This window comes from Paenibacillus sp. MDMC362, from assembly GCF_003269305.1.
Taxonomy (GTDB): Bacteria; Bacillota; Bacilli; order Paenibacillales; family Paenibacillaceae; genus Paenibacillus_AQ.
This window is the reverse complement of sequence record NZ_QLYT01000047.1, coordinates 42944-65261: the sequence shown is the minus strand read 5'-3', so window position 1 is coordinate 65261 and position 22318 is coordinate 42944. Positions and strand designations below refer to the sequence as shown.

Below are 22318 nucleotides of genomic sequence, written 5' to 3'. Positions count from 1 at the left end.
GGGTTCTAAGCTTGAAATTTTCGATGAAGATTTTGCGATTATTCTACCACTTTTGCAAAATCCACTTTGACCCATAACGAGATAAATGTAAGAAAGCAAAATAAATATCGATTGACACCATCTTGCAATTTGCCTAATATACGGGCCAGACGACCCGGGTCCAAGTTCTGGATTCTACTTAACAAGGGCTTGTCAATGCATCGAATAAGGAGGATCTGTATACAAAAAACGAAACTAACGCCCGTTCGCTAGCCGCATGGATGCGCAGTGGTATTTCGGGAAGACAACGATTGATTCTAAGGAGGTTATTTATGAGATTTAGAAAGGGTGGCAAGTTCCAGGTCTTGATGCTTGCAATTTGTTTTATATTGGCATGCTCGGGAGGTAGCGGTGTCGCTGCTTCCGGGGAGAGCAGGCTGGCCCAAAAAACATATGGAGCACCGGAAGAAATTCTGGTTCCTAACAACTATACGGTGGCCGTGTTCAACGGTACCACTGGCAAGGAAGAGGGCCGCAACGTGCTTTACGCGACCAGTAAAGGAAAGCCGGGGCATCTTAACGTCATTGATCTGGAGGATTATAAACTGCTGCGGAGCATTCCGATCGGACCCTCCGAAAGCTCATGGGCACATACTACGGCACCGGACGGAACATTGTTCCTTGCGGCTGACGGTGGCGGAGCAAGGCTGTGGAGTTACTCACCGGTTACTCATGTCCCTGTGCAAGTGGCACAGTTCGACGGCCAGTCGGTTCCGAACAGCATCACCACGGATGAACAGGGCCGGGTGTATGTCGGAACCTATCCCGGCGGCAAAGTGTATCAGTATGACCCGGCTACAAAGCAAACTAAAGATTATGGCCGTGTCATCGGGTTGCTTGACCAGGAATATGTGCGCTCCATTGCTTATCAAGGCGGCTATATATATGCAGGTACCGCCCATAAGCAGATCGTACGCGTGAATCTAGCGACAGGTGAGAAAACGAATATCGCTGCTTCCCTGCCGGTTAAAGAAGACACCGTGTATGACCTGAGCACGATTGATAACCGTTATTTGTTTGCCAGATATACGGACGGAAGCGGCATTCCTGGAGAGGCGTTTATCTACGATACGCAGACGGAAAGCTGGCTGGATGTTGTGCTGGAGAACGTAACGGGGCTGCACGCAACGGACTCGCTTGACGGAAAGCTGTATTATATGTCCGACAAGAAGCTGAAAACGTTTAATCTTGCCACGCATGAGGTCGAGTTAACCGGAATGGAGTACAACAGCGGATTTCGGGGAGCAGATTGGGTTGAATTTCCCCATAATCCGGAATACCCGGGCAAAAATCTGGTAACCGTCCGCTATGACGGCGGCGTTACGATCATGAATATCGAAACGAAGCAAGTGCACCTGTTGCCGCCTGTTATTCCGGGTCTGCCCGGCGTTGTCAACCGGTTAAAAAGCGTATCCGATACGGAGCTGATCACCACCGGCTCGCAGGCGCGTTCCTCGCTCGTCGATCTGACGAATAACACCGCAACGCCGTTCAGCATCGGCCAAGCCGACAGCGTTCATGCCGTGGGCAATAAAGTCTATATGGGCGTGTATCCGGAGGGCGGACTGTACGAGTTCGATTTATCGACGGAGCCCGGAATGAACAATCCGAAGCGACTGGCCGTACTGGGCAACGATCAGGAGAGGCTGGTGGATATCTCCAGTTCCAAAGGCAAGCTGTACATTTCGACGATTTCCGGTTACGGAACCTTGGGCGGCTCACTGACCGTTTATGATACCGTCACTGGAGAGATCAACGTTCATCGCAACGTCGTCCAGAATCAGAGCGTGCTCAGCACGACGGTTCATGACGGCAAGGTGTTCGGCTCCACGACGATTCGGGGCGGACTAGGCTCCGAGCCGACCGAGGCGGAAGCGAAGATTTTTGTCTGGGATGAGGAGACACAGCAAAAAATCGCCGAGTTTCCGCTACGGGTTCCCGGTCTGGATAAGCCGATATTCATCGGTGATCTTTCCGCCGGTCCGGACGGTTTGATCTGGGGGGTATCCTATGAGTATATTTTTGCGATCGATCCCGATACGTATGAAGTCGTGAAGAGTAAAAAAGTGTATCCAAGCTTGAATTTCAGCCAATGGGCGCATCACCCGCTGCGCTGGTCGGAGGATGGACTGCTCTATGTGCTGTTTAACAACAAACTGACGGTCATTGACCCTGAAACGCTGGAACATCGGACATTGGCCGACACCTCCCGATTCGATCTACATGCGGACGGGAATCTCTATTTCACGGACATGCAAACCAATACGATCCTGTATCGGATGGAAGTTGACGGTGAGGTCGTGGAAGAACCGCCGCATACGGCTGTTCCGGTTACCAATCCGGGCTTCGAAGAGGAATTAAAGGGATGGAGTCCATTATTCACTCCAGGCAACGGGTATCGCTATGATCGCAGCACGGAACGCAGTTTCACGGGAACGCACAGCCTGAAGATTACGGACACGCTGAGAACGGCGTCCGTTGCCGTTCAGAGTGATCCGATTCCCGTCATTCCGGGAGAGGAATATACGGCAGGCATGAATCTTTATATTAAATCCGGTCAGCCTGGCTTTATGTTCCGATTCTTTGATAGCAATAACGCGACCATCTCCACCTTGGAAACCCATTTGGATGAATCGCGATTGGCCCAATGGCAGAAAGTGACGCTAAGAGGGAAGGCTCCGGCTAATGCAGCTTACGCAAAACTGATTGCGGTAACCTCCAGATACAATGTGGCAACAGCCTATTATGACGATTTCTTTGTAACGGTAAAAGACAGTGTGCCGCCCGTCTCCACGGCTAGTCTATCGCCTTCTCCCAACGAGAACGGCTGGGTGAATGCCGATGTGTCGTTGTCCATCTCTGCCGACCGTGCCTATTCGATCGAATACTTCGCAGAAGGGGCACAGCCAATAGAGAAGACTACAATAAAAGGGAATACGGCCCAGCTTGAAATCACGAAGGAAGGCGTCACGACGGTCACCTATTCCGCCACTAACTTCTCTGGCGTGCCTGAGGTTCCGGGGACGCTGAAGGTGCAGATCGACAAGACGGCGCCCGTCGTTGAATTTACCGGTGAGCATACGTATACAGTAACCGACTCTGTATACGTTTCGTGCAGTACCGTCGACAGTCTGTCTGGGTTAGCTGACAATCCTTGTTCTCATGCACTGATTGAACGTCCTGCTTATTTCTTCGAGCCGGGATCCCACGATATATCCGTCACGGCAATCGATCTGGCGGGAAACAAAACGGAAGCGGTCTTTAATTTCGAGGTGATTGTAACGTATGACAGCTTGTCCGCGCTTGCAGCGCATTTCGCCGCGAGCAATCCAGGACTCGCACAATCGCTGTCAAGTAAACTCCTCCAGGCCAAAGAGGCCGAGAATAGAGGTAACACCTCTGCCAAGGAAGGCATAATGAACGCCTTTTCCAATCAAGTTAGCGCACAATCCGGCAAAATATTGACGGGTGAACAAGCAGAAATACTTGCCAAACTGGCACGTTACCTGTAAGTAGACGAAAGCGTCAGCCATTTTAAAAACACGACACTTTTCTTCCATATCGTCGTAACGTCGTCCAAATAGTAGGAACAGCCGCGTGAATTACGCGGCTTTTTTTGTTGTCAACCAAACGCATGGAATGGATTGTTTCTCATCATTAAGAATGGCTGTCCCGTCGAAATTTGTCATAACAAAAGTGCAATTTATACTTCTAAAGTAGCAATTTTTCGATGTCATATTGACTGGAAATTGAATGCTAACTAGAATGTGTTATAACAAATAATCAATATATTTAAAATTGTCAATACAAGTTAAGTTGCGAGAAGGAGGTGATGCATTGCCAACGGAAGCCGATATTAGTCGTCCACCGTGGCTAATATTTACTTGCGCAATTTGATCGAGAAAAAGGAGGTCATGACAAAGCATGGACGCCCGATTAAACTCGGCATCCCCACAGCCCGCTCCGAAGTCCAACAAATGGACGCATGTTAAACGGCAGCTTAAGCGAAATATCGGGTTGTATATCATTATCTCGCCGGCGGTGCTTTATTTTTTGATCTGGCATTATTGGCCGATGTACGGCGTTCAGATCGCGTTCAAGGATTTTATGCCTGGCCTTGGCATTTGGAACAGTCCATGGGTCGGGTTCGAACACTTCGAGCGGTTATTTGACGCTTATTATTTTTGGACGATTCTGAAGAATACCATCGGGATCAGTTTATACGGTCTGTTGGTTGGCATTCCCGCTCCGATCCTGCTGGCGCTTTTGTTCAACGAGATTCGAAATCGTAAATTCCGCTCATTCGCCCAGAGCATCTCCTACGCACCGCACTTCATTTCGGTTGTGGTCGCAGTCGGTATTCTGTTCTTCTTTATCTCGCCGACGAATGGCGTCATCAACTCCATCCTTGTTTCCTTGGGGAGGGAACCGGTCGATTATCTGGCAGAACCATCGAAATTCTGGCATCTGTACGTCTGGTCGGGCGTATGGCAAGGAGTTGGCTGGTCTTCGCTCATCTACAGCGCTGCCATCTCGGGCATCTCGCCTGACCTGTACGAGGCGGCTTATATGGACGGGGCCAGCAAATTTCGGCGAATTTGGCATATCACGATTCCCGGTATCGTTCCGACCATCGTGATCCTGTCCATCTTGAGCGCCGGCGGCATCATGAGTGTCGGCTTCGAGAAAATTCTGTTGATGCAAAATGCGATGAACCTGGAAACCTCCGAGGTGATCTCCACTTACATGTACAAGAGCGGACTGCTTAACACCCAGTACAGCTTTTCGGCGGCAGTCGGCCTGTTCAACAATGTGATCAATTTTATCATCCTGATTATCGTCAATGCGGTTGCACGCAAAGCGGGAGAGACCAGCTTATGGTAGAGGTCGTCGATGCAGGATTAAGGAGGGAATGTAAGAAGTGCTGCTGAACATCAAACGAACGCCTGGAGAAAAGCTGGCCGATATCATCATTCTAGTGCTGTCCATTCTGGTAATCATCGTCATTTTGTACCCGCTTCTCTTTGTTTTGTTTGCTTCATTTTCCGATCCGCGCCAAATTTGGGACAAGCCGCTGCTGCTGTTCCCGGCAGGCTTCAATCTCGACAGTTATGCCAAAGTGTTTGAGAACAGCGAGATCTGGAGAGGGTATGCCAATACGCTTCTGTACGCATTCATAGGGACGGCGATCAATATAATGATGACGGTATTTGGCGCTTATCCGCTCTCCAGAAAGCGCTTTTACGGCAAGGGACTGTTTACGCTGATGTTTGCTTTCACCATGTTTTTCGGCGGCGGGCTGATCCCTCTTTATTTGGTAAACAAGGAACTAGGACTTCTGAACACGATGTGGGCCTTGGTACTGCCTGGTGCGATCAGCGCCTACAACATGATTATTATGCGAACCTACTTCCAGACCCGGATTCCTGTGGAGCTCGAAGAGAGCGCCTACGTCGACGGCTGCAATGATTTTCATATGCTGTTTCGAATCGTGCTGCCTTTGTCGATGCCGATTATTGCCGTAATGATCCTGTTCTACGGGGTCGGCCATTGGAACTCATATTTTGACGCTATGATTTATTTGACGGATCGTAGTAAATTTCCGCTGCAGCTGATTTTAAGAGAAATACTGGTTCAGAACGACTTCAAGGAAATGGCCGGAATTTCGGTCGGTGCCGAATATGCGGATCAGATGATGGTCAAGGAAGGCTTGAAATATGCGATCGTCGTATTATCCGCGCTGCCGCTGCTCCTGTTGTATCCGCTGCTGTCGCGTTTCTTTGAGAAAGGCATCATGGTGGGAGCCATCAAAGGGTAAGCCGATATAGAGAGCGGTCTTTACCGCTTGGAACTCATAATCATGAAAAGAGGGGATATGGATATGAGAAAAGGAATGAAACTTCTGCTTGCCTTGACGATGTCATTTTCGTTGACGCTTTCCGCCTGCGGCGGTTCAGGGGGTAAGGCGGAGCCGGAACCGGCCGGAACGGAAGGAGATCCCGGGAACATCAAGCTAAGGATCGTCAAGCGCGGGTATACCGATGTGCATCCTCCGGCCGATCAATTATGGATGTGGCAAAAATACGAAGAAATGTCCGGCATTCAAGTCGAATTTGAGGAGCTGGCGGGTTCCGCCGTCAACGAACGAAAAAATGTCATGCTTGGCTCCAACGACCTGCCGGATGCGTTCTATCGCATTGCTTTCGGCACCGACGAGCTGATGAAATACGGCAAACAAGGTTTATTCGTTCCGCTCGAGGACCTGATTGAGCAGCATGCTCCGAATTTGAACAAACTCCTGAAGGACAATCCGGACATTAAGGGAGCCATCACGATGTCGGACGGGCATATTTATGCCTTGCCTTACGTCGATTTCTCTAAAGCGTTCAATTCCGTTCGCTTGTATATCAATAAGGATTGGCTCGATGAAGCAGGGCTTGAAGTGCCCAAGACGACAGAGGAGTTCCGTCAAGCGCTCATGAAGGTTCGGGAGAAGGACAGCTCCCGTCTCGGGTGGGTGCTTGAATCGCAGTACTGGACTTTCCTGGAGAGTTTCCTGGCTGGCAGCTTCGGTATGGGGGAAGGCGGTGCCAAGGCATTCGGTCAATATCTATATAAGGACGCGGACGGACAGGTTAAGACTACGTTTAATGATCCGAAGTACAGAGAGCTGCTCCAATACATGAGCGATTTGTACAAGGACGGGTCACTGGCCCAGCAAAATTTTACGACAGGCTATGATTATGCGAAGTGGTCTACGGACGGCTCCAACAATTTGATCGGTTCGTTTGTATGGGAAGGACCGGGATATATCGGTAAGGATGCATCCGAGAACTATGTGGGCATTCATGCCCTCGAGGGGCCGAACGGGGATAAAGTCGCCGGGGTGCTGGGGCCGCCGGCCAAAGGGATATTCGGATTCGTCATCACCAACAAAAACAAATATCCGGTTGAAACCATCAAGTGGATCGATTATTTCTATGGGGAGGAAGGGATTAACTTTGCCACCTTTGGACTTGAGGGCGAAACCTATGATATGGTTGACGGCAAACCGAAATACAAGGACGAGATTCTAAATTACAAGGGCGGCGTGCAACTGGGCGCTTTCCAATATGTTGATAATGTGTATGGTGCTTATTATCCATATGTTGAGCCAGACGACGATATGCGGATGGCGGCGCGTGGGACGACGGTATCCGACGAGATTAAGGCGGATCCGGCTGAGCTGGATCAGTTGGCGCCCCAAGAGCTTTGGCCAGATTTTGTTCCTACGGATGAGGAAGCCAATCAAACGAGCGCGATCCTGACCGATATCAATAAATACATTGAGGAGATGCGGGTGAAGTTTGTGACGGGGAAAGCCGGCCTGGACACGGACTGGGATAATTACGTAAAGACTCTGGACAAAATGGGAGCCCAGAGCTACTTGGATATCAAACGAGCGCAGTATGAACGTTATACAAATGTAAAGTAATCGAAATGACTCGAAGTAAGAAGATAGGAGCGGTTTACATGCCAATGATGCAAACGCTATAATTTTAGTACGACAAGATTTACACTGGAAAATAGATATAGATGGGATGAGAACCAAGTTGACCAAAGACAATAAACCACCGCTGTATCGTGTGATGATGGATGAGCTGAAATCACAAATTTCATCAGGCCACTATGCTCCTGAAGCCCAGCTTCCTACGGAGGCCGAGCTAAGCTCCACCTTCGGCGTGAGCCGTATTACAACAAGAAGAGCGCTTGAGGAGCTGGAGCGGGACGGGTTTATCTACCGTGTCAAGGGAAGCGGCAGCTTTGTTAAACCCCGGCAACGTGGGCAGGAGCAGCGGTCGGTTGGAATGGATAGAATGATATCGCTGATCCTGCCTTCCGAAGACGATCGCGGCACGATGGGATATATTCGCGGAGCTTCGGACTGGCTCAACGCGAACGGTTACTATTTGAGCATTCACCAAAGCGACTACGATTCCCAGAAAGAACGCGATCTGCTGGAAATGCTGACCCGAAAGGGCATTGCGGCCATTATATTGTATCCGCGGAACGATCAGACGAATTACGACATTCTGCATCGACTTTGCCTTGAGGATTATCCGATCGTGACGATCGATAAATATTTTGACAGTCTGCCGCTTGGGGCGGTGGTTTCTGACAATTTCAGTGGATCCTATCAAGCCGTATCCAGGCTGATTGAGCTCGGTCATCGAAAGATCGCGTTTCTTACAGCAGTCAGCATTGAATCAACCTCTTCGGTGCGTAACCGGTATTTCGGATACTGCCAAGCGCTGAAGGACCATGGACTTCCCGTGGATAGCCGTTATATCAGGCTGAATATGAAGGATTATCGGGAGAAGGTTGGCTTTGAACGATTTTATAATGAGCTGCTGGACTCTTACCGGACGGAAGGGGTAACGGCTGTTCAGACGGAGAATGATCTGATCGCCGCCAACCTGCTGAACCGCTGTTTGGAACGAGGGATCCGTATTCCGGAGGATATTTCGATCATAGGCTTTGATAATAATCCTGTCACAGAGCATGTCATGATTCCGCTGACCACCGTTGAGCAGAATTTTTACGAGATTGGACGCCAAGCTGCCGAACATGTTGTAAACTGGCTTGAGAGAGGGAAACAGACACCGGACCGGACACTGATCCCCGTCAAGCTGGTGGAGCGTGATACAACCGCAGCAGCTCCGAGAGGGAAAGTCACGGAGTAGATAGGATAGAAAGGATGATATGAAGGCTGATTGCCGGGCAGGGCTTTTTCCTGTTGCAATCAGCCTTTTTATTAGGTATGTAAAAGTTGAGTATAAAAATTCTCTACTTACTCAAACACTCCGTAAGGATGGTACATTATTTAGAGGCACGGAGGAGGTGAACAACATGTGTACCATTCATATGCTGGTGGGGATACCCGGCAGCGGAAAAAGCTATTATGCCAAACAATTATGCAAAAGCGAGCGGGCCGTCATGGTTGCGACGGACTCGATCCGTGAAAGATTGTTCGGCAGCGAATCCAAACAGAAAAATACGTATCTGGTATTTGATGCAGCTTTCGCCGAGATCGAACAGGCGCTTGCGTCCGGACGAAATGTCGTTTTTGATGCCACCAATGTCAGCCGGGAGCGGAGACAGAAGTTCCTGAAGCGATTTGGCGATCGATCGGTGGAATGCCATATCTGCACAACCCCTTATGAAGTGGCTCTGGAAAGAGTTAAGGGACGCAAACGCCGGCTCGACGAGAAGATCATGACGAAATATGCCAAGAACCTTGAATTTCCTGTCATGAGAGAAGGATTCAGAGATCTGCATCTCGTTCATGAGCACGGCGAAACGCAGCTTACAAGAGAAGAACTGGAAGTGCTGTTAACACGCAGACCGGGTCATGATGAGTTATTTCACTACTTGTCCCAATCTCCCTATTTCAATGTGATGCTGGGATATGATCAGGAGAATCCGCATCATTCCAAAACGTTGTCGGAGCACACGTATGCCGTGCTGGAATATATCCATGCTCTCTATGAAGGTGAGCATCTGCTGGCTATTCAGATAGCAGCACTGTTCCATGACGCGGGCAAGCCGTTCTGCAAAGTATGGAAGCAAGCCAGAGGGTACTATTCCTATTATGGGCACGAGCACGTATCGGCAAGCATTGCCTGCCATACATTGAAGGACCTTGGATATGATGATGCATTCATTCAGCACGTCGTTCAACTTGTGAGCTTTCATATGGAAATTTTGCATGGAGGGGATGCAGGAGCATCCAAAATCTATCATTTGTTAGGCGAAGATAGGCTGGCAGAGCTGTATTTCTTCGCGGAAGCCGATACCTTCGGCAAATAAGGAGGTGAACTACGATGAAAATAAAGTATCCCAAAACGATGCATTTGCCTTGGTCCAGAGGATATACGGATGACGATAAGATTTTACGAAACACGGACCATTTTACGGGACAGGAGGTCGTCATTACCGAGAAAATGGACGGGGAGAACACCACGATGTACCCCGGTTTCATTCATGCGAGGTCGCTGGACAGCAAGGATCATCCTTCCCGTCATTATGTGAAGACGCTGCACGGGGGCATCAAGTATATGATTCCGGATGGTTATCGTCTCTGCGGGGAAAACGTATATGCCAAGCATTCGCTTTTGTATTCGGCGCTGCCGTCCTACTTCATGCTGTTCTCCGTGTGGAATGAGTTGAATGTGTGCCTGTCATGGGATGAGACGGAGGAATGGGCGGAACGTCTGGGGCTGGTTACGGTTCCTGTCTTATACCGGGGAATCTGGGACGAGGATGCTGCCAAAGCGTGTTATACAAAGCAATCTTGCTGTGGCGGGGAACAGGAAGGTTATGTGGTTCGGCTGGCTTCCGCATTTGCATATGACGACTTTAAGCGCAGCGTTGTCAAGTTCGTTCGCAAGAATCACGTACAAACCGATGAGCATTGGCTAAGCAAACCGATCGAACCGAATCAATTGGCAACTGCGGAATAGACGATGGGTGAGTGTAATAAACATTAAGTTTTAGAAAATGAGGTGCTGATCATGTAATTCCAGATTGCTTTTTATATGAGATAATGTAAATAGATAAAGACAGGAGCTGCCGCTTAAATCGGGGCTTTTTTTATTGTTGTTTGTACATAGGCTTACCACATTTTGTTAGTTCAAGTATAATGAACCTATACACAAGGATCAGAATGCAGACCATCATTATTTCATGATAGGAGTGTAAAGATGAATATGAAGATGTTTCGAGTTTCTGCTCCTTCAGCGATCAGATTGATGATATCGATGTTGATTTTAGCCGCTATTCTTCTTGGAAATATAATAAGAGGCCATGAAGAAAGGGACTTCTTTTATTATGCCTGCATGGTGTGGTTAGTTTTTTGTTCCGCCGTGTTCATCATCTCCGTATATCGAACCTTTCTGATGAAACCAGGCGTGATGGAAATGGCTCAAGACGGAATCGTCATAAACGGTGCAGTCATTAACGTTGAAGCTGTGAAATGTTTGCTGATCAACCATGACAGGAAACCGGTGATCGGGATCAAGCCGAAAGGGCGTGCAATCGTACCTCTAAAGTTATGTTTTACGTTTGCGGAGGAGCAGACGGAGGGAATCAGGCAGCTGGAGTTTTGGGCACGCGAAAGACGTGTGAAGGTGTCTAAAGGTTTTTTTATGAGATGGCTGTAGGAAGCACTTACTTATTAACACCTAAAGGAGGATGATAATGGAGGGGTTATACTCATTTATTCTCCTTGTTATTTGTGTTGGTCAATGGGTCTTAAGGAAGATCATTGGCGTAGGCGAGGAAGAGATGCGTGATACACCGGTGCATACATAGTATCTTCTGGGCTCATGGGCTTTATTAATTCCGATACTCATCCTTATATGGACGATGGATAGGAGCAGACCCTATCCCATATGGCCGTTCTTATTATCCGTAATCTTCTGCTTTCGCGGATATATGGAGTGGAAATACATGCGTGAAAGCAGGCACCATCAAGTTTCGATCCTACTGGCTGCAGTTTCACTTTTCTTCACAGGTTTGATGATATTCATTCTCTTATTAAAATATAAAAAAAAGCAATCAATAAGAAATGTCCCGGAGATGGGTCAGCTATAATGTAATCAGGTGTTTAGACATGGATTACATAAGGGGAGAGGCAAACATGAATAATATGTTCAATCATTTAGATATGACCCGAATCTTGAACCGAATCGACACATTAAGCGCTCAATCCCAACCGTTATGGGGAAAAATGGATGCTGCCCAAATGCTGTCTCACTGCTCCGCGTTCCAAGATATCGCCATGGGCATCACAAACCCGCCAAGAGGCTGGTTAGGCAGGCTGGTAGGGAATCTCGCGAAGCCTGTGTTTTATAATGAAAAACCGTTACCTCGCAATATGTCTACGATTCCGGATATTTTGATTGCGGATCCAAGAGAATTTGAAACGGAAAGAGAACAATTGAAAGAAAAAATTATAGCATTCCAAAAGAACGGACCTGAGAGATGTACCACGCATCCTCATGCATTCTTCGGTAAATTGACTCCGGAGCAATGGGGGAGGGGATTATACAAGCATCTGGACCATCACTTGAAACAGTTTGGTGTGTAAAGCTCAGGAAACCTGTGCAGTATTGATGCGAATACCCCTCCGTAGAGCCAGCATACAACGTACGTTGACTTTACGAGGCAGGAGGGTTTTGCTGCAGATTATCTATTTTTTTCTTTATAACCAATCCGCGTATTTCTCCATTGTAAACTCGCCTTCCAGCTCCAGCCGGGTATCCGGCTTACTGCCGTCATTAATAGTTGACGTCCATCGTTGTTCCCGTCCAATATACGTAAATTATTTCTTTATTTAACTGTAGCGAAAAATACTCCAACAGCGCAGTGGTCCGCTCGCTTCCCAAAAGATCAGATAACACGCCAAGTCACCGTGGTTAAGCGAGGGAATACGAACCCAGGAATGAAATAGGGTAGAATATCCCGTATGAGGGGGCTGCGAGAGATGAAATATGAATTCAATATTACAGCGTCGATTTCCGAGCTCGTATGGTATCCGGATGAATGGTCTGACGAGTATAAGGTACACCCGAACTTCCAAGCGGTGATGAAACGCCTTGGCATAACGGTTCCCGTAAGAAATATATATGAACGGTACTTCGATAGTCCGGTGAATAGCGGACATGTTCTGGTATACCACGAGGTAGAGGATTCGGTCTCCTGCATCGTCCTGGACACGTATCGTGATCCGCTGGATCAGCTGGATATGATTCAGCTGGGTTGGCGAAGCCATAGTTCGGATTACGAGATTCGCCGGATATCCCGCAAATTTTATGATGAATGCGAGTTTGCGGTTCGCTATCAGGAAGGCCAATCGGTATTGTACGAACTGCTGCGCGAAGATCGATATCCGCGGCAATTCCGCTATGATACGGTATTTGAGCAGAAGATGAAACGATACGTAAATTTCGCGGGTTCCCCTACATCTAAGGAGTGAGCAATTATGAATATATCAAAATCGCATATTCATCCTTATCCGGCTCAGTGGCTGCACTTTGTGTCCGCCAAAGAAATTTACGACGGTAGCGTCGGCGAAGAAACCGAGTCCGAACACCTGCAGTTTACAAAGGAGGATATGCTTGGCTTTGATGTTGTGAACGGAAAATATCGGTTTGAAGTGGAGTGGAACTACTTTTTACTCGAGCAGGAACCGGATCATGAAACACTGATAGAAGCCTCTATTCTACTCAAAGGAGCTGCGCAAGGCAGTCATCTGCTTGGAATATACTTGAGCTGCGTCTTAAGCTAGGCAATGATGACGAATGTCCAGGTTAGAAATACAAGCAGCCTCGTGAATGGAGGCATGCTTGTTTTTTTATTCTATAAAATGGAAAAAACATTGCTGTATTGTTGCCGATTTCCGCTTACCTTTTAAGTGAGGTCATTCTTGTCGATCCGCCTCTAAGGCCCATTTCGCTCGATAAGCGGCAGGGGGGATGCCCTTGAACTTGGTGAACAGCCTTGTAAAGTAATGAACCGATGAGAACCCGGTTCGCTCTGCAATCACCTTGATGGGATCCTGGGTGTGCTGGAGCAGCAGCTCGGCTGCCCGGATCCGTTCGGTGCGAACCATAGAGGTAAAGGATTCATGAATGCTCTCCGCAAACAATCGGGATAATTGCCGCTCGGACACATTCAGGTAAGCCGCTACTTCGGGTAGTGACACAGGCCCGCTGAGGTTGTCTCTTATGTACAACTTTGCCTTTTGAATGAGTTGTAACGCGGATGACAGGAGAGGAGCGCTTTCGAAGCTGCCGGATGCCCCGAGCAGTCCAGGAAAGGATTGCAGGAGCACGTGCGCCAGCTTGGGCAGAAGCGATGCAGGCAGCGAGCCATCGGATTCCGACCGGACCAGCATGGATTTCCATATTTGAGTGGAGGGTGATTCGCCCGCCTGCTCGGTCCAAACAGCACATCGATCAAGCGCTTCCATGTATTTCAACGATACATCCGGAGCTGACGGTTTCTCCAACGCTTCAAACGCAACGAACAACAGATTCAGATCGTGAACGTCTTTAATCTGATGTAACCGACCAGGTCGTGTACAGAAAGCTACCCCCTCATATAATGGATATGACTGATTTCCGTCTGTATATACACCGGTCCCGCCATCCACATAACAAATCTCATAGAATGAATGCCGATGTATGGAATTGGCCGTCAAATGCCGGACGGTCCCCCAGTAATGGACAAGGAACGAGAGGGTCTCACCTTCAAGCCGTCCGGCATAACGATTAAGGCGTTCCTCGCTTTGGCTCCAATGATACAAGGCGGTTTACAGCTCCTTTGGCGTAATTTTGCAAAACGTCGTCATCCCCGTGCAAATACGATTTCGCTTACCCTTACTATAATTAAACTAGATATTCCATAAAATATCGAGAGGGTGCATGGTGATGATGGACGAGAAGGATGTGCAATTTTACAAAGAGAATGGGTATCTGCTGGTTCGGGGCGTTTATAATCAACAGGAAGTTGAGGAAATGAGAGTGGCAGTTGATGGGATTATCCAGAGGGCGGCACGCGCCAAATCGGATCAAAACCATGCCTGGCAAGGTGACTTCCTGCCGCCTGAGCAGCTTAAGAAGCTGGTCCTGAAAGGTTTCCACGATGTGCACTACCATGATGCTGCGTTCATGCGAGCGGCAATCCATCCCCGTATGACAGAAGCGTTGAACGGAATTATCGGACCGAATGTGCAGCTGCATCACTCGAAAATGCTGGTGAAGCCTCCTGCTAACGGGGCCGCGTTTCCCATGCATCAAGACTATCCGTATTTCCCACATCGCGATCACACCATGTTAGCAGCCAGCGTTCATCTCGACGATGCCGATATGGAGAACGGCTGCCTATGCGTTGTGCCGGGATCCCATAAACAGGGCGTATTGCCGCATATCGGCGCTTACTATTTGAACCATAAGGAGCATCCATTATCTTCGGGAACCCCGTGCCCAGCCAAGGCGGGCGATGTGCTCTTCTTTAATTACCTGACCATTCATGGCTCGGACGTGAACCGGAGCGATCGCACGCGGAGAAACATCCTGTTCCAATATCGTGATGCAGCGGATGTGCCTACAGCGGATGTTCACTTCGATTGGGGAATGGGCCTAATGGTAAGCGGAACCAATCCGGATTTCAACAACGTGAAGCCAAAATATGAAATCATCGGTTCGAAATGACCATATCATAGTGCTGAGCCCTTTGCTTTAATTCATAGCAGCTTAAAGCCCCCTGCGGGGCTTTTTTCTATGCTTGAAACCCTTGGCTGGTCATGTTGACAACTAACATGTAAAAATATTTCGTTGTAATGTAAGCCAGCCCCCCTATACTAGATGATAATAGGTCGGTTGATACAAAATGGGGGGAACGCATGAAACTTCAAGCTCCAGGCAAAGCATCGAAATGGTTCGTATATCAGAAAATCGTCATCGTTTTTATTCTATTATTGCTTCCTCTCATCTCGATGAATATTTGGTTGAATTATAAGGGGATGTCCGTTACGAAGGAGTCCCTCTTGAACTCCGCGACGGCAGGCGCATCCTTCTATTCCAAACAGCTCGATAAAGAGATGTATTTTATCCGGAATTTACAGCTGCAGCTGTTAAATGACAAGGATCTTCAGAAGCTGAGCTTTCGAGGCAGCATGCTGGAAGACTATGAAGAGGTGGAGCTCATTGATCAGGTCAGGGATCGGCTTGCAACCCTCATGGTCTCCAGTGAGTACATTGTGAGCGCCGGTGTTTACGTAAAAGATATCGAAAAAACAATCTCCACCACAACGGGCGTAACCAACACGCCCAATAAGGAAATGGAACGGATATCTTCCATGATGTCGGTTATGCCCAAGCCTTCTTTTTACCGCAGCGGTGACCGGATCTTTCTGATTGAAACCGAAAACAACGGCGGCATCTGGTCCTACATCGAAATTTCCAGATCCAAGCTGCTGGGGGCTTTAAGCGAAATTGCCAAGCTGTACCCGGAATCCGAAGTATTACTCGGGAGTAAAGAAGGGGGGGCCATATTAACGACAGCTTCGCGAGCCGAGTCATCCGAGGTCTTGAGTCATATCCTGGACAATCCCAGCCAGGAACAAAGTGTATCGGGGACGGGGCAGCTGGATGGCGCAGACTATTTTATCATCCAGAATGAAGTTAGCGCGCTGCATCTGTCCTTGGTCATGTATGTGAACCAAAATGAAATAACGCGGCCTTTAAGCCAATTCATTACATGGTTTTATACGTTGTTTATTCTGGCGGTGACCGTCATGGTGCTCTATTCGTTCTCGGTTAATCTGATGATCCACAGGCCGCTGTCCAAGCTTGTCAAAGCCTTTCATATGATCGAAACCGATAATTTGAACATCATGATCGAGTCCAGAAGTAAAGATGAGTTTCATTACGTATTTAACGGGTTCAACAGGATGGCGCATAAGCTCAAACATTCGATTGAGGAAAACTATGAGCAAAAAATAGCACTGCAGCACTCGCAGCTGAAACAGCTGCAGTCCCAGATCAATCCGCATTTTCTATATAACAGCTTCTTCAATATTTATATGATGTGCAAGGTTGGAGACTCGGACGGCGCAGCGGAGCTCTCGCAAAAGCTCGGAAGCTATTATCAATACATCACGAGAAGCGGCTCCGACGAGGTTCCTTTCTATACGGAATACAAGCATGCCCTCGATTACTGCGAGATTCAAGGCATCCGCTTCTCGAACCGGATAACATATGAGCATAGAGAAATTTCGGACATCCCTCCGTTCATTACCGTTCCGAGACTCATCATACAGCCTATTGTAGAAAATGCGTTTGAGCACGCGTTTGAAGACGGCATGGAGGAGGGGAAATTGTACATCAGCAGCGATTACCGGGATGGCCAATTACGCGTCACGGTGGAGGATAACGGGAAGCTGCTAACGAATGACATGCTGCAGCGTTTGCAGGATAAGCTTGCGATGGATTCGAAGCATATTGAAAAAACAGGTTTGGTCAACGTGAACAACCGGCTTCAGCTTAAATACGGGCCAGGCAGCGGATTATTCATCTCGCGCAGCGCATATGGCGGCTTAAAGGCGGATCTGATCATGATCATCGATGGGATAGAGGAGGGTTATCATCATGTATAGACTGTTGATCGTAGACGACGAACCTGTCATCGTCAACGGCTTGGTTCAGCTATTTCAGGAGCATGCACAATTGGAACTGGATGTATGCAAAGCTTATTCCGCCAAGGAAGCGCTGGACATTGCCATGAGAGTGAAGCTGGACATCCTGGTCAGCGATATACGAATGCCCCATAAGAACGGGCTTCAGCTAATTGATGAAATTACATACTATTGGCCGCATTGCCGAATCATTTTCTTGACCGGTTACAGTGAATTTGATTATGTGCATGAAGCACTGCGAAAAAACGTGGATAATTACATCCTGAAAACCGAAGGAATCGATCCGATTTTTCAAGCCGTTCAAGAGGCCACTTCTAAGCTTGATGAGGAGAATCGTCGCAGAATCCAGGCGGAAAAGGCAAAAGTGCATTTTCAAATCGCCGAGCCTCTGCTGAAACGGGAGCTGATCCGAAAGGTATTGAAAGGAGAACCTGTTCATCGTCTATTGTCCGAGCCTCGCTATGAAGAAGTGGAGTTCCGCATTGATGTAGACCAGCCGGCATTCTTTATCATGGGAAGGATCAGCGGCGCAGCGGAGACGAAAACAAGGGATGTGGCGCAAGCTGTTCAGATGACGTTTATCAACGATTTGCCCTCCTCATTTACATGCGAGCATGCTGTTCTGGATGATGTCTTACAGGTATGGCTGCTGCAGCCGGATGCGGAGCTTCGGGATCGTTTTCGCGGGGATGAGCCGGAGTATGAGCTGCATTGGCACAGGTTTATATCCTATATGAAGGGTATCCTGGAGCTGGTCCAAAATAAATGCGAGGAACTGCTCGGTGTTCATGTTTCTTTCGGGATATCCGGCAATCTGCTGCATAAGTGGGATACCTCGGGGCAGCAGCTTGATGTTATACAATCCATGCTGCAGAGCAGGGCTGCGCTTGGTCAAAATATGGTCATTGTGGACATTGAGAAGGCTAAAGAGCTTGAAGATAACGTGCGAGATTACGATCGGTTCAAGCAGGAAGATATGAAATTTGATGTGATTGACCAAATCCATAACTATATTTTGGAGCATTTATCCGGGGACGTCTCGTTGACCGCGATTGCGGAGGAAGTCCATTTTAACCCGTCCTATTTGTCTCGCTACTACAAGCAGCTGACAGGGCACAATCTGTTGGAGTACATCCAGGCGAAGAAGCTGGAGGGAGCGCTCCATCTGATGCTGCATACGAATATGAAGTTGCAGGAGATTGCCGCTCGGCTCGGATTCGAATCTCCTTCTTATTTCACGACATTTTTCAAGAAAAAGATGGGGGTCTCCCCTCAGGAATACCGAAATACCCAATAGGTAAAAAAAGTGAAAGCGATGTAAAAAACTTAAAATTGATAGCGCTTTCGGGCGAAATCTATAATGAGACGTAAGCAGCACGGATTTCAAGATTACGCCAGATAAAGGGGGAAAGCAATCATGAGATGGATCAAACTAGCGAAGATGATGTTGATAAGCACGATGACGCTTTCGGTAATGGCTGCATGCTCGAATCAGGTAAAAGAATCTGAGGGGACGCAAGCCAAAACACCTACAGAGGATGCAAAAACGAATACGGCACCGCCCGACCCTCTAGGCAAATATCCTGAAACGGTCACGGTCACGCAAGTGCTCGGCTACAATCCGCCGGAGGATCCGCGGACGCCGCAAGGGATTACACCTGAACAGAATGCTTACTTCAAAGATCTCAAAGACATGCTGAACATTGAGGTTCAGTACAAATGGACGGTGCCTTCCAGCCAGTTTGAACAGAAGTTTTCATTAGCCATGGCTTCGGCGGATCTGCCGGATGTGATGGAACTGGACCAGAAGAACTTCGAGAAGCTGAAGAAGCAGGGGATGCTTGCCGATCTTACCCAAGCTTACAACGACTTTGCATCACCAGCGTTGAAAAAGTACATGGAGTCTGACGGCGGATTTGCGATGAAGACGTTTACGTCGGAAGGCAAGCTGCTCGCGATTCCCGGATTTGAGGATCCTTTCCTGTCTACCCAGCTGCTCTGGATCCGGAAGGACTGGCTGGACAATCTGAAATTGCAGCCGCCGCAAACCATGGATGAGCTGGAACAGGTTGCAAGGGCTTTTGTGCAGCAGGATCCGGACCAAAACGGTAAAAGTGACACGTACGGTATCGCGATGCAGAAGAATCTGTTCTTCTGGGGCTTTGACCTGAGAGGTTTCTTCAATGGATTTGGCGCTTATCCGTCCATCGGGGACAATCAGTCGGCCTGGATTAAGGACGACAGCGGCAAGCTTATACCTGGACTCATTCAGCCGGAAGTAAAGACCGCGCTGGGCAAGCTGCAGTCCTGGTACAAGGAAGGAATTCTGGATAAGGAATTTGCCTTGAAGGACGAGAACAAGTCCGTTGAAGATATTACCGCAGGCAAGGTCGGCATTTCTTACGGCGAATGGTGGTATCCGAACTGGCCATTGAATCTCAATGTCGATAAAGATCCTAAGGCTGAATGGATTGCCCTTCAAATTCCTGGGCTGGATGGACCCGGGAAGTCGATGGTGCCCAAGATTCGCAGCAACAAGCTCGTGGTCGTGAACAAAAAAATGAAGAATCCGGAAGCTGCCATTAAGATGATCAACTTCTACATCGAGATGGGCAATAAAAAGTACATGGATCAGAATAAAGCGGAAAAAGGATATGTATACAATTGGTTCAACCCACGGATTTATAATCCGGCCCAAATCGATACGATCTATACGGAAGTAAACAAAGCGCTTGAAGCAAATCAATCGGAAATCACGCTGAATGACGAGAACTACAAGAATGTGGCCGACGTCTTCAAAGCAACAAAGGATTACCTTGCTGGTAATACCGTGGATGCCTCGAAAGGCGTGAATTGGGGCCAGTATTTCAGCCGGGCGGCGAAAGACGGCGGTTGGGGAATGACGCGTCAAATCAAAGAAAATCAGGCTTATGTGAACAATGAATTCTACGGCCTTCCCACGGCAACGCAAGTGGAGAAGGGATCCCAGCTCGATAAACTGATGCAGGAAACCTTCACCAAGATCGTCATGGGAGCTTCGCTGGACGAATTTGATAAATTCGTTCAGAGCTGGAAGTCGCTTGGCGGCGATCAGATTACGCAAGAGGTCAACGATTGGTACGGCCAGCAGAGTGCCAAATAATCTTTGAAGGATAGAACGGGAGGATAAGCCTTTATGAAGTTGGCAGATTCCTCCCGTTTTAAATGGACGGGGAGGTTCATCTGTGAGAACGCTGAAAAAAGAATATCTGCTGCATTTGATGCTGCTGCCTGGAGTTATCGTTACGTTAATTTATGCTTATGGGCCTATGGCCGGCCTCGTGATGGCTTTTCAACAGTTTGAGCCGCTGGCCGGGTTCTTCCACTCGGATTTCGTTGGCCTTGATAATTTTCGATATGTATTTGAACTGCCCGATTTCAAGCAGGTACTGTGGAACACCATTGTCATTTCCGTATTCAAAATGATTTTGTTTTTACTGGTGCCTCTGATCCTGGCACTGCTTCTCAACGAAGTCACCCGAAGATGGTTCTCGCGCTTTATCCAATCCGCCATCTTCCTGCCATTCTTTCTGTCCTGGACGGTGCTTGGCGGCGTCATCATAGAATTGTTCTCCTTGAATGGTCCGGTAAACGGCTTGCTGGGTGCCCTCGATATGGAACCAATCATGTTTATGCTGGATAACCACTGGTTCCGCGGGATCATTATCGGTTCGGACGTATGGAAAGGGATGGGCTATAACATGATTGTTATGCTCGCAGCCATAACTGGGATCCATGCAACGCTGTATGAAGCTGCAGAAGTAGACGGAGCGGGAAGATGGAAACAGATGATTCATATTACGCTTCCTGGCATGGCACCGATTCTCATCCTGCTGGGTGTATTAAGTCTTGGCGGAATTCTCAATGCCGGTTTCGAACAAATTCTGATTATGTACAACCCGACGGTTTATGAAGGTGCGGATATTATCGATACCTTCGTCTATAGGCTTGGAATGTTCAGTCAGCAATTCGGACCTGCCGCCGCAGTCGGCTTCTTTAAATCCGTCATCTCCCTGGCACTCGTGGCTGTGACGTACTATGCGGCTTATAAATATAACAATTATCGGATCTTTTAGGCTGGAGTGGAGGTAGGAAAATGCACAAACCAACGATCAGCAGAAGGCTGTTTGTAATCTTGAATACGCTGGTTCTATCCGCAATCACCTTGCTCGGCATCATTCCGTTCATTCATTTGCTCTCGATTTCGTTAAGCTCGAATACAGCGGCGATGGCGGGAGAAGTGAGGCTTTGGCCCGTCGGCTTCAACCTGGATGCTTACCGGTATTTGGGTGAAAAGGTGGAGTTTTTTCGATCGTTTCAGGTTTCGCTTACGCGGGTTGTGTTAGGAACGGCTGTGAACATGTTTTTGGTATTCATAACCGCATACCCCTTATCGAAATCAAATCATCAATTTAAGTTCCGAACGCCGTACGTGTGGTTTTTTGCCATTACGATGTTTTTCGGCGGTGGCTTGATTCCCACTTATATGATCGTAAAGAATACGGCCTTGATTGACTCCGTATGGGCGCTGATTCTTCCTGGGGCACTCAATGTTTGGAACATGGTCCTCATGCTGAACTTCTTCAGAACGATCCCGAAGGAGCTGGAAGAGGCTGCAACGATTGACGGTGCCGGACACTGGAGAATATTATGGCGTATCTACCTGCCGGTTTCCCTGCCGTCCATTGCAACGATCGGCCTGTTTACCATCGTGGGACACTGGAATGCTTGGTTTGACGGAATTCTATACTTGAATTCACCGGATAAATATCCGCTGCAAACCTATTTATCCACGCTTATTATGTCAATCAACTCCCAAATGACTTCGATATCGATCGAGCAGATTAAGGCAATGGAGAATTTGAGCGAGAAAACGCTCCGGACTGCCCAAATATTCATGGGAGCGCTGCCGATCATGGTCGTCTATCCGTTCCTGCAGAAGTATTTCGTTAAAGGGATGACGGTTGGCAGCGTTAAAGAATAAGTACTCGCATAAAA

Annotated in this window: 18 protein-coding genes and 1 pseudogene; 18 read left to right on the top strand and 1 reads right to left on the bottom strand. The window is 48.2% G+C overall.

Annotated elements, in window-relative coordinates; all coding sequences use genetic code 11:
* Positions 1 to 311: 311 nt before the first annotated feature.
* From DP091_RS23035 to DP091_RS22980, 12 genes and pseudogenes are all read left to right on the top strand, one after another.
* Positions 312 to 3551 (top strand): PQQ-binding-like beta-propeller repeat protein, encoded by a 3240-nt coding sequence (locus tag DP091_RS23035; protein ID WP_113060447.1) that lies wholly within the window; start codon positions 312 to 314, stop codon positions 3549 to 3551.
* Positions 3552 to 3963: 412 nt separating this feature from the next.
* The gene (locus DP091_RS23030) at positions 3964 to 4923 is read left to right on the top strand and encodes an ABC transporter permease (protein WP_113060446.1); all 960 of its coding nucleotides are present in this window, start codon (positions 3964 to 3966) and stop codon (positions 4921 to 4923) included.
* Between the two features lie 37 nt (positions 4924 to 4960).
* The gene (locus tag DP091_RS23025; RefSeq protein WP_113060445.1) at positions 4961 to 5857 is read left to right on the top strand and encodes a carbohydrate ABC transporter permease; all 897 of its coding nucleotides are present in this window, start codon (positions 4961 to 4963) and stop codon (positions 5855 to 5857) included.
* A gap of 63 nt (positions 5858 to 5920) precedes the next feature.
* On the top strand, positions 5921 to 7513 hold the full coding sequence (locus DP091_RS23020) for an ABC transporter substrate-binding protein (RefSeq protein ID WP_113060444.1): 1593 nt from the start codon (positions 5921 to 5923) through the stop codon (positions 7511 to 7513).
* 118 nt (positions 7514 to 7631) lie between these two features.
* Entirely contained in the window at positions 7632 to 8762 is a 1131-nt protein-coding gene (locus DP091_RS23015; RefSeq protein WP_113060443.1) for a GntR family transcriptional regulator, read from the top strand.
* 166 nt (positions 8763 to 8928) lie between these two features.
* The gene (locus DP091_RS23010; protein WP_113060442.1) at positions 8929 to 9888 is read left to right on the top strand and encodes an AAA family ATPase; all 960 of its coding nucleotides are present in this window, start codon (positions 8929 to 8931) and stop codon (positions 9886 to 9888) included.
* Positions 9889 to 9902: 14 nt separating this feature from the next.
* Positions 9903 to 10541 carry an RNA ligase family protein gene (locus DP091_RS23005; protein ID WP_113060441.1) on the top strand — a complete coding sequence of 213 codons (639 nt, stop codon included), beginning with the start codon at positions 9903 to 9905 and terminating at the stop codon, positions 10539 to 10541.
* Positions 10542 to 10781: 240 nt separating this feature from the next.
* Complete coding sequence (locus DP091_RS23000) at positions 10782 to 11240, top strand: hypothetical protein (protein WP_113060440.1); 459 nt, start codon at positions 10782 to 10784, stop codon at positions 11238 to 11240.
* Between the two features lie 157 nt (positions 11241 to 11397).
* Positions 11398 to 11673, top strand: coding sequence for a DUF4181 domain-containing protein (locus DP091_RS32025; protein WP_306438131.1), 276 nt, complete (start codon positions 11398 to 11400; stop codon positions 11671 to 11673).
* A 46-nt stretch (positions 11674 to 11719) separates the two neighbouring features.
* Positions 11720 to 12169 (top strand): DUF1569 domain-containing protein, encoded by a 450-nt coding sequence (locus tag DP091_RS22990; RefSeq protein ID WP_113060439.1) that lies wholly within the window; start codon positions 11720 to 11722, stop codon positions 12167 to 12169.
* Between the two features lie 396 nt (positions 12170 to 12565).
* Entirely contained in the window at positions 12566 to 13057 is a 492-nt protein-coding gene (locus tag DP091_RS22985; protein ID WP_113060438.1) for a hypothetical protein, read from the top strand.
* 6 nt (positions 13058 to 13063) lie between these two features.
* Positions 13064 to 13267, top strand: a pseudogene (locus DP091_RS22980) (siderophore biosynthesis protein); the annotation flags it as partial.
* Positions 13268 to 13501: 234 nt separating this feature from the next.
* On the opposite strand, the gene DP091_RS22975 reads toward DP091_RS22980, so the two are convergent.
* Positions 13502 to 14389, bottom strand: coding sequence for an AraC family transcriptional regulator (locus DP091_RS22975; protein WP_113060437.1), 888 nt, complete (start codon positions 14387 to 14389; stop codon positions 13502 to 13504).
* A 124-nt stretch (positions 14390 to 14513) separates the two neighbouring features.
* Here DP091_RS22975 and DP091_RS22970 point away from each other — a divergent pair, with 124 nt between their 5' ends.
* The 6 genes from DP091_RS22970 (at position 14514) to DP091_RS22945 (ending at position 22304) form a co-directional block, all read left to right on the top strand.
* Positions 14514 to 15296: a phytanoyl-CoA dioxygenase family protein gene (locus tag DP091_RS22970; RefSeq protein ID WP_113060436.1), complete on the top strand. Its 783-nt coding sequence runs from the start codon at positions 14514 to 14516 to the stop codon at positions 15294 to 15296.
* A 191-nt stretch (positions 15297 to 15487) separates the two neighbouring features.
* Positions 15488 to 17242, top strand: coding sequence for a sensor histidine kinase (locus DP091_RS22965; RefSeq protein ID WP_113060435.1), 1755 nt, complete (start codon positions 15488 to 15490; stop codon positions 17240 to 17242).
* Positions 17235 to 18578: a response regulator gene (locus DP091_RS22960; RefSeq protein ID WP_113060434.1), complete on the top strand. Its 1344-nt coding sequence runs from the start codon at positions 17235 to 17237 to the stop codon at positions 18576 to 18578. Before DP091_RS22965 ends, DP091_RS22960 begins: the two co-directional genes overlap by 8 nt.
* 120 nt (positions 18579 to 18698) lie before the next feature.
* Positions 18699 to 20423 carry an extracellular solute-binding protein gene (locus DP091_RS22955; RefSeq protein WP_113060433.1) on the top strand — a complete coding sequence of 575 codons (1725 nt, stop codon included), beginning with the start codon at positions 18699 to 18701 and terminating at the stop codon, positions 20421 to 20423.
* A gap of 82 nt (positions 20424 to 20505) precedes the next feature.
* A complete protein-coding gene (locus DP091_RS22950) occupies positions 20506 to 21396 on the top strand; it encodes an ABC transporter permease (RefSeq protein ID WP_113060432.1) in 891 nt (296 codons plus the stop codon).
* A 20-nt stretch (positions 21397 to 21416) separates the two neighbouring features.
* Entirely contained in the window at positions 21417 to 22304 is an 888-nt protein-coding gene (locus tag DP091_RS22945) for a carbohydrate ABC transporter permease (RefSeq protein WP_113060431.1), read from the top strand.
* Positions 22305 to 22318 lie beyond the last annotated feature (14 nt).

What these genes read in the sequence shown, in the direction of transcription:
- DP091_RS23020 (WP_113060444.1), top strand. Translation starts at nt 5,921, where the DNA reads ATGAGAAAAGGAATGAAACTTCTGCTTGCCTTGACGATGTCATTTTCG.
- DP091_RS23035 (WP_113060447.1), top strand. Translation starts at nt 312, where the DNA reads ATGAGATTTAGAAAGGGTGGCAAGTTCCAGGTCTTGATGCTTGCAATT.
- DP091_RS22985 (WP_113060438.1), top strand. Translation starts at nt 12,566, where the DNA reads ATGAAATATGAATTCAATATTACAGCGTCGATTTCCGAGCTCGTATGG.
- DP091_RS23005 (WP_113060441.1), top strand. Translation starts at nt 9,903, where the DNA reads ATGAAAATAAAGTATCCCAAAACGATGCATTTGCCTTGGTCCAGAGGA.
- DP091_RS22955 (WP_113060433.1), top strand. Translation starts at nt 18,699, where the DNA reads ATGAGATGGATCAAACTAGCGAAGATGATGTTGATAAGCACGATGACG.
- DP091_RS22990 (WP_113060439.1), top strand. Translation starts at nt 11,720, where the DNA reads ATGAATAATATGTTCAATCATTTAGATATGACCCGAATCTTGAACCGA.
- DP091_RS22960 (WP_113060434.1), top strand. Translation starts at nt 17,235, where the DNA reads ATGTATAGACTGTTGATCGTAGACGACGAACCTGTCATCGTCAACGGC.
- DP091_RS22965 (WP_113060435.1), top strand. Translation starts at nt 15,488, where the DNA reads ATGAAACTTCAAGCTCCAGGCAAAGCATCGAAATGGTTCGTATATCAG.
- DP091_RS23010 (WP_113060442.1), top strand. Translation starts at nt 8,929, where the DNA reads ATGTGTACCATTCATATGCTGGTGGGGATACCCGGCAGCGGAAAAAGC.
- DP091_RS22945 (WP_113060431.1), top strand. Translation starts at nt 21,417, where the DNA reads ATGCACAAACCAACGATCAGCAGAAGGCTGTTTGTAATCTTGAATACG.
- DP091_RS22970 (WP_113060436.1), top strand. Translation starts at nt 14,514, where the DNA reads ATGATGGACGAGAAGGATGTGCAATTTTACAAAGAGAATGGGTATCTG.
- DP091_RS23000 (WP_113060440.1), top strand. Translation starts at nt 10,782, where the DNA reads ATGAATATGAAGATGTTTCGAGTTTCTGCTCCTTCAGCGATCAGATTG.
- DP091_RS23030 (WP_113060446.1), top strand. Translation starts at nt 3,964, where the DNA reads ATGGACGCCCGATTAAACTCGGCATCCCCACAGCCCGCTCCGAAGTCC.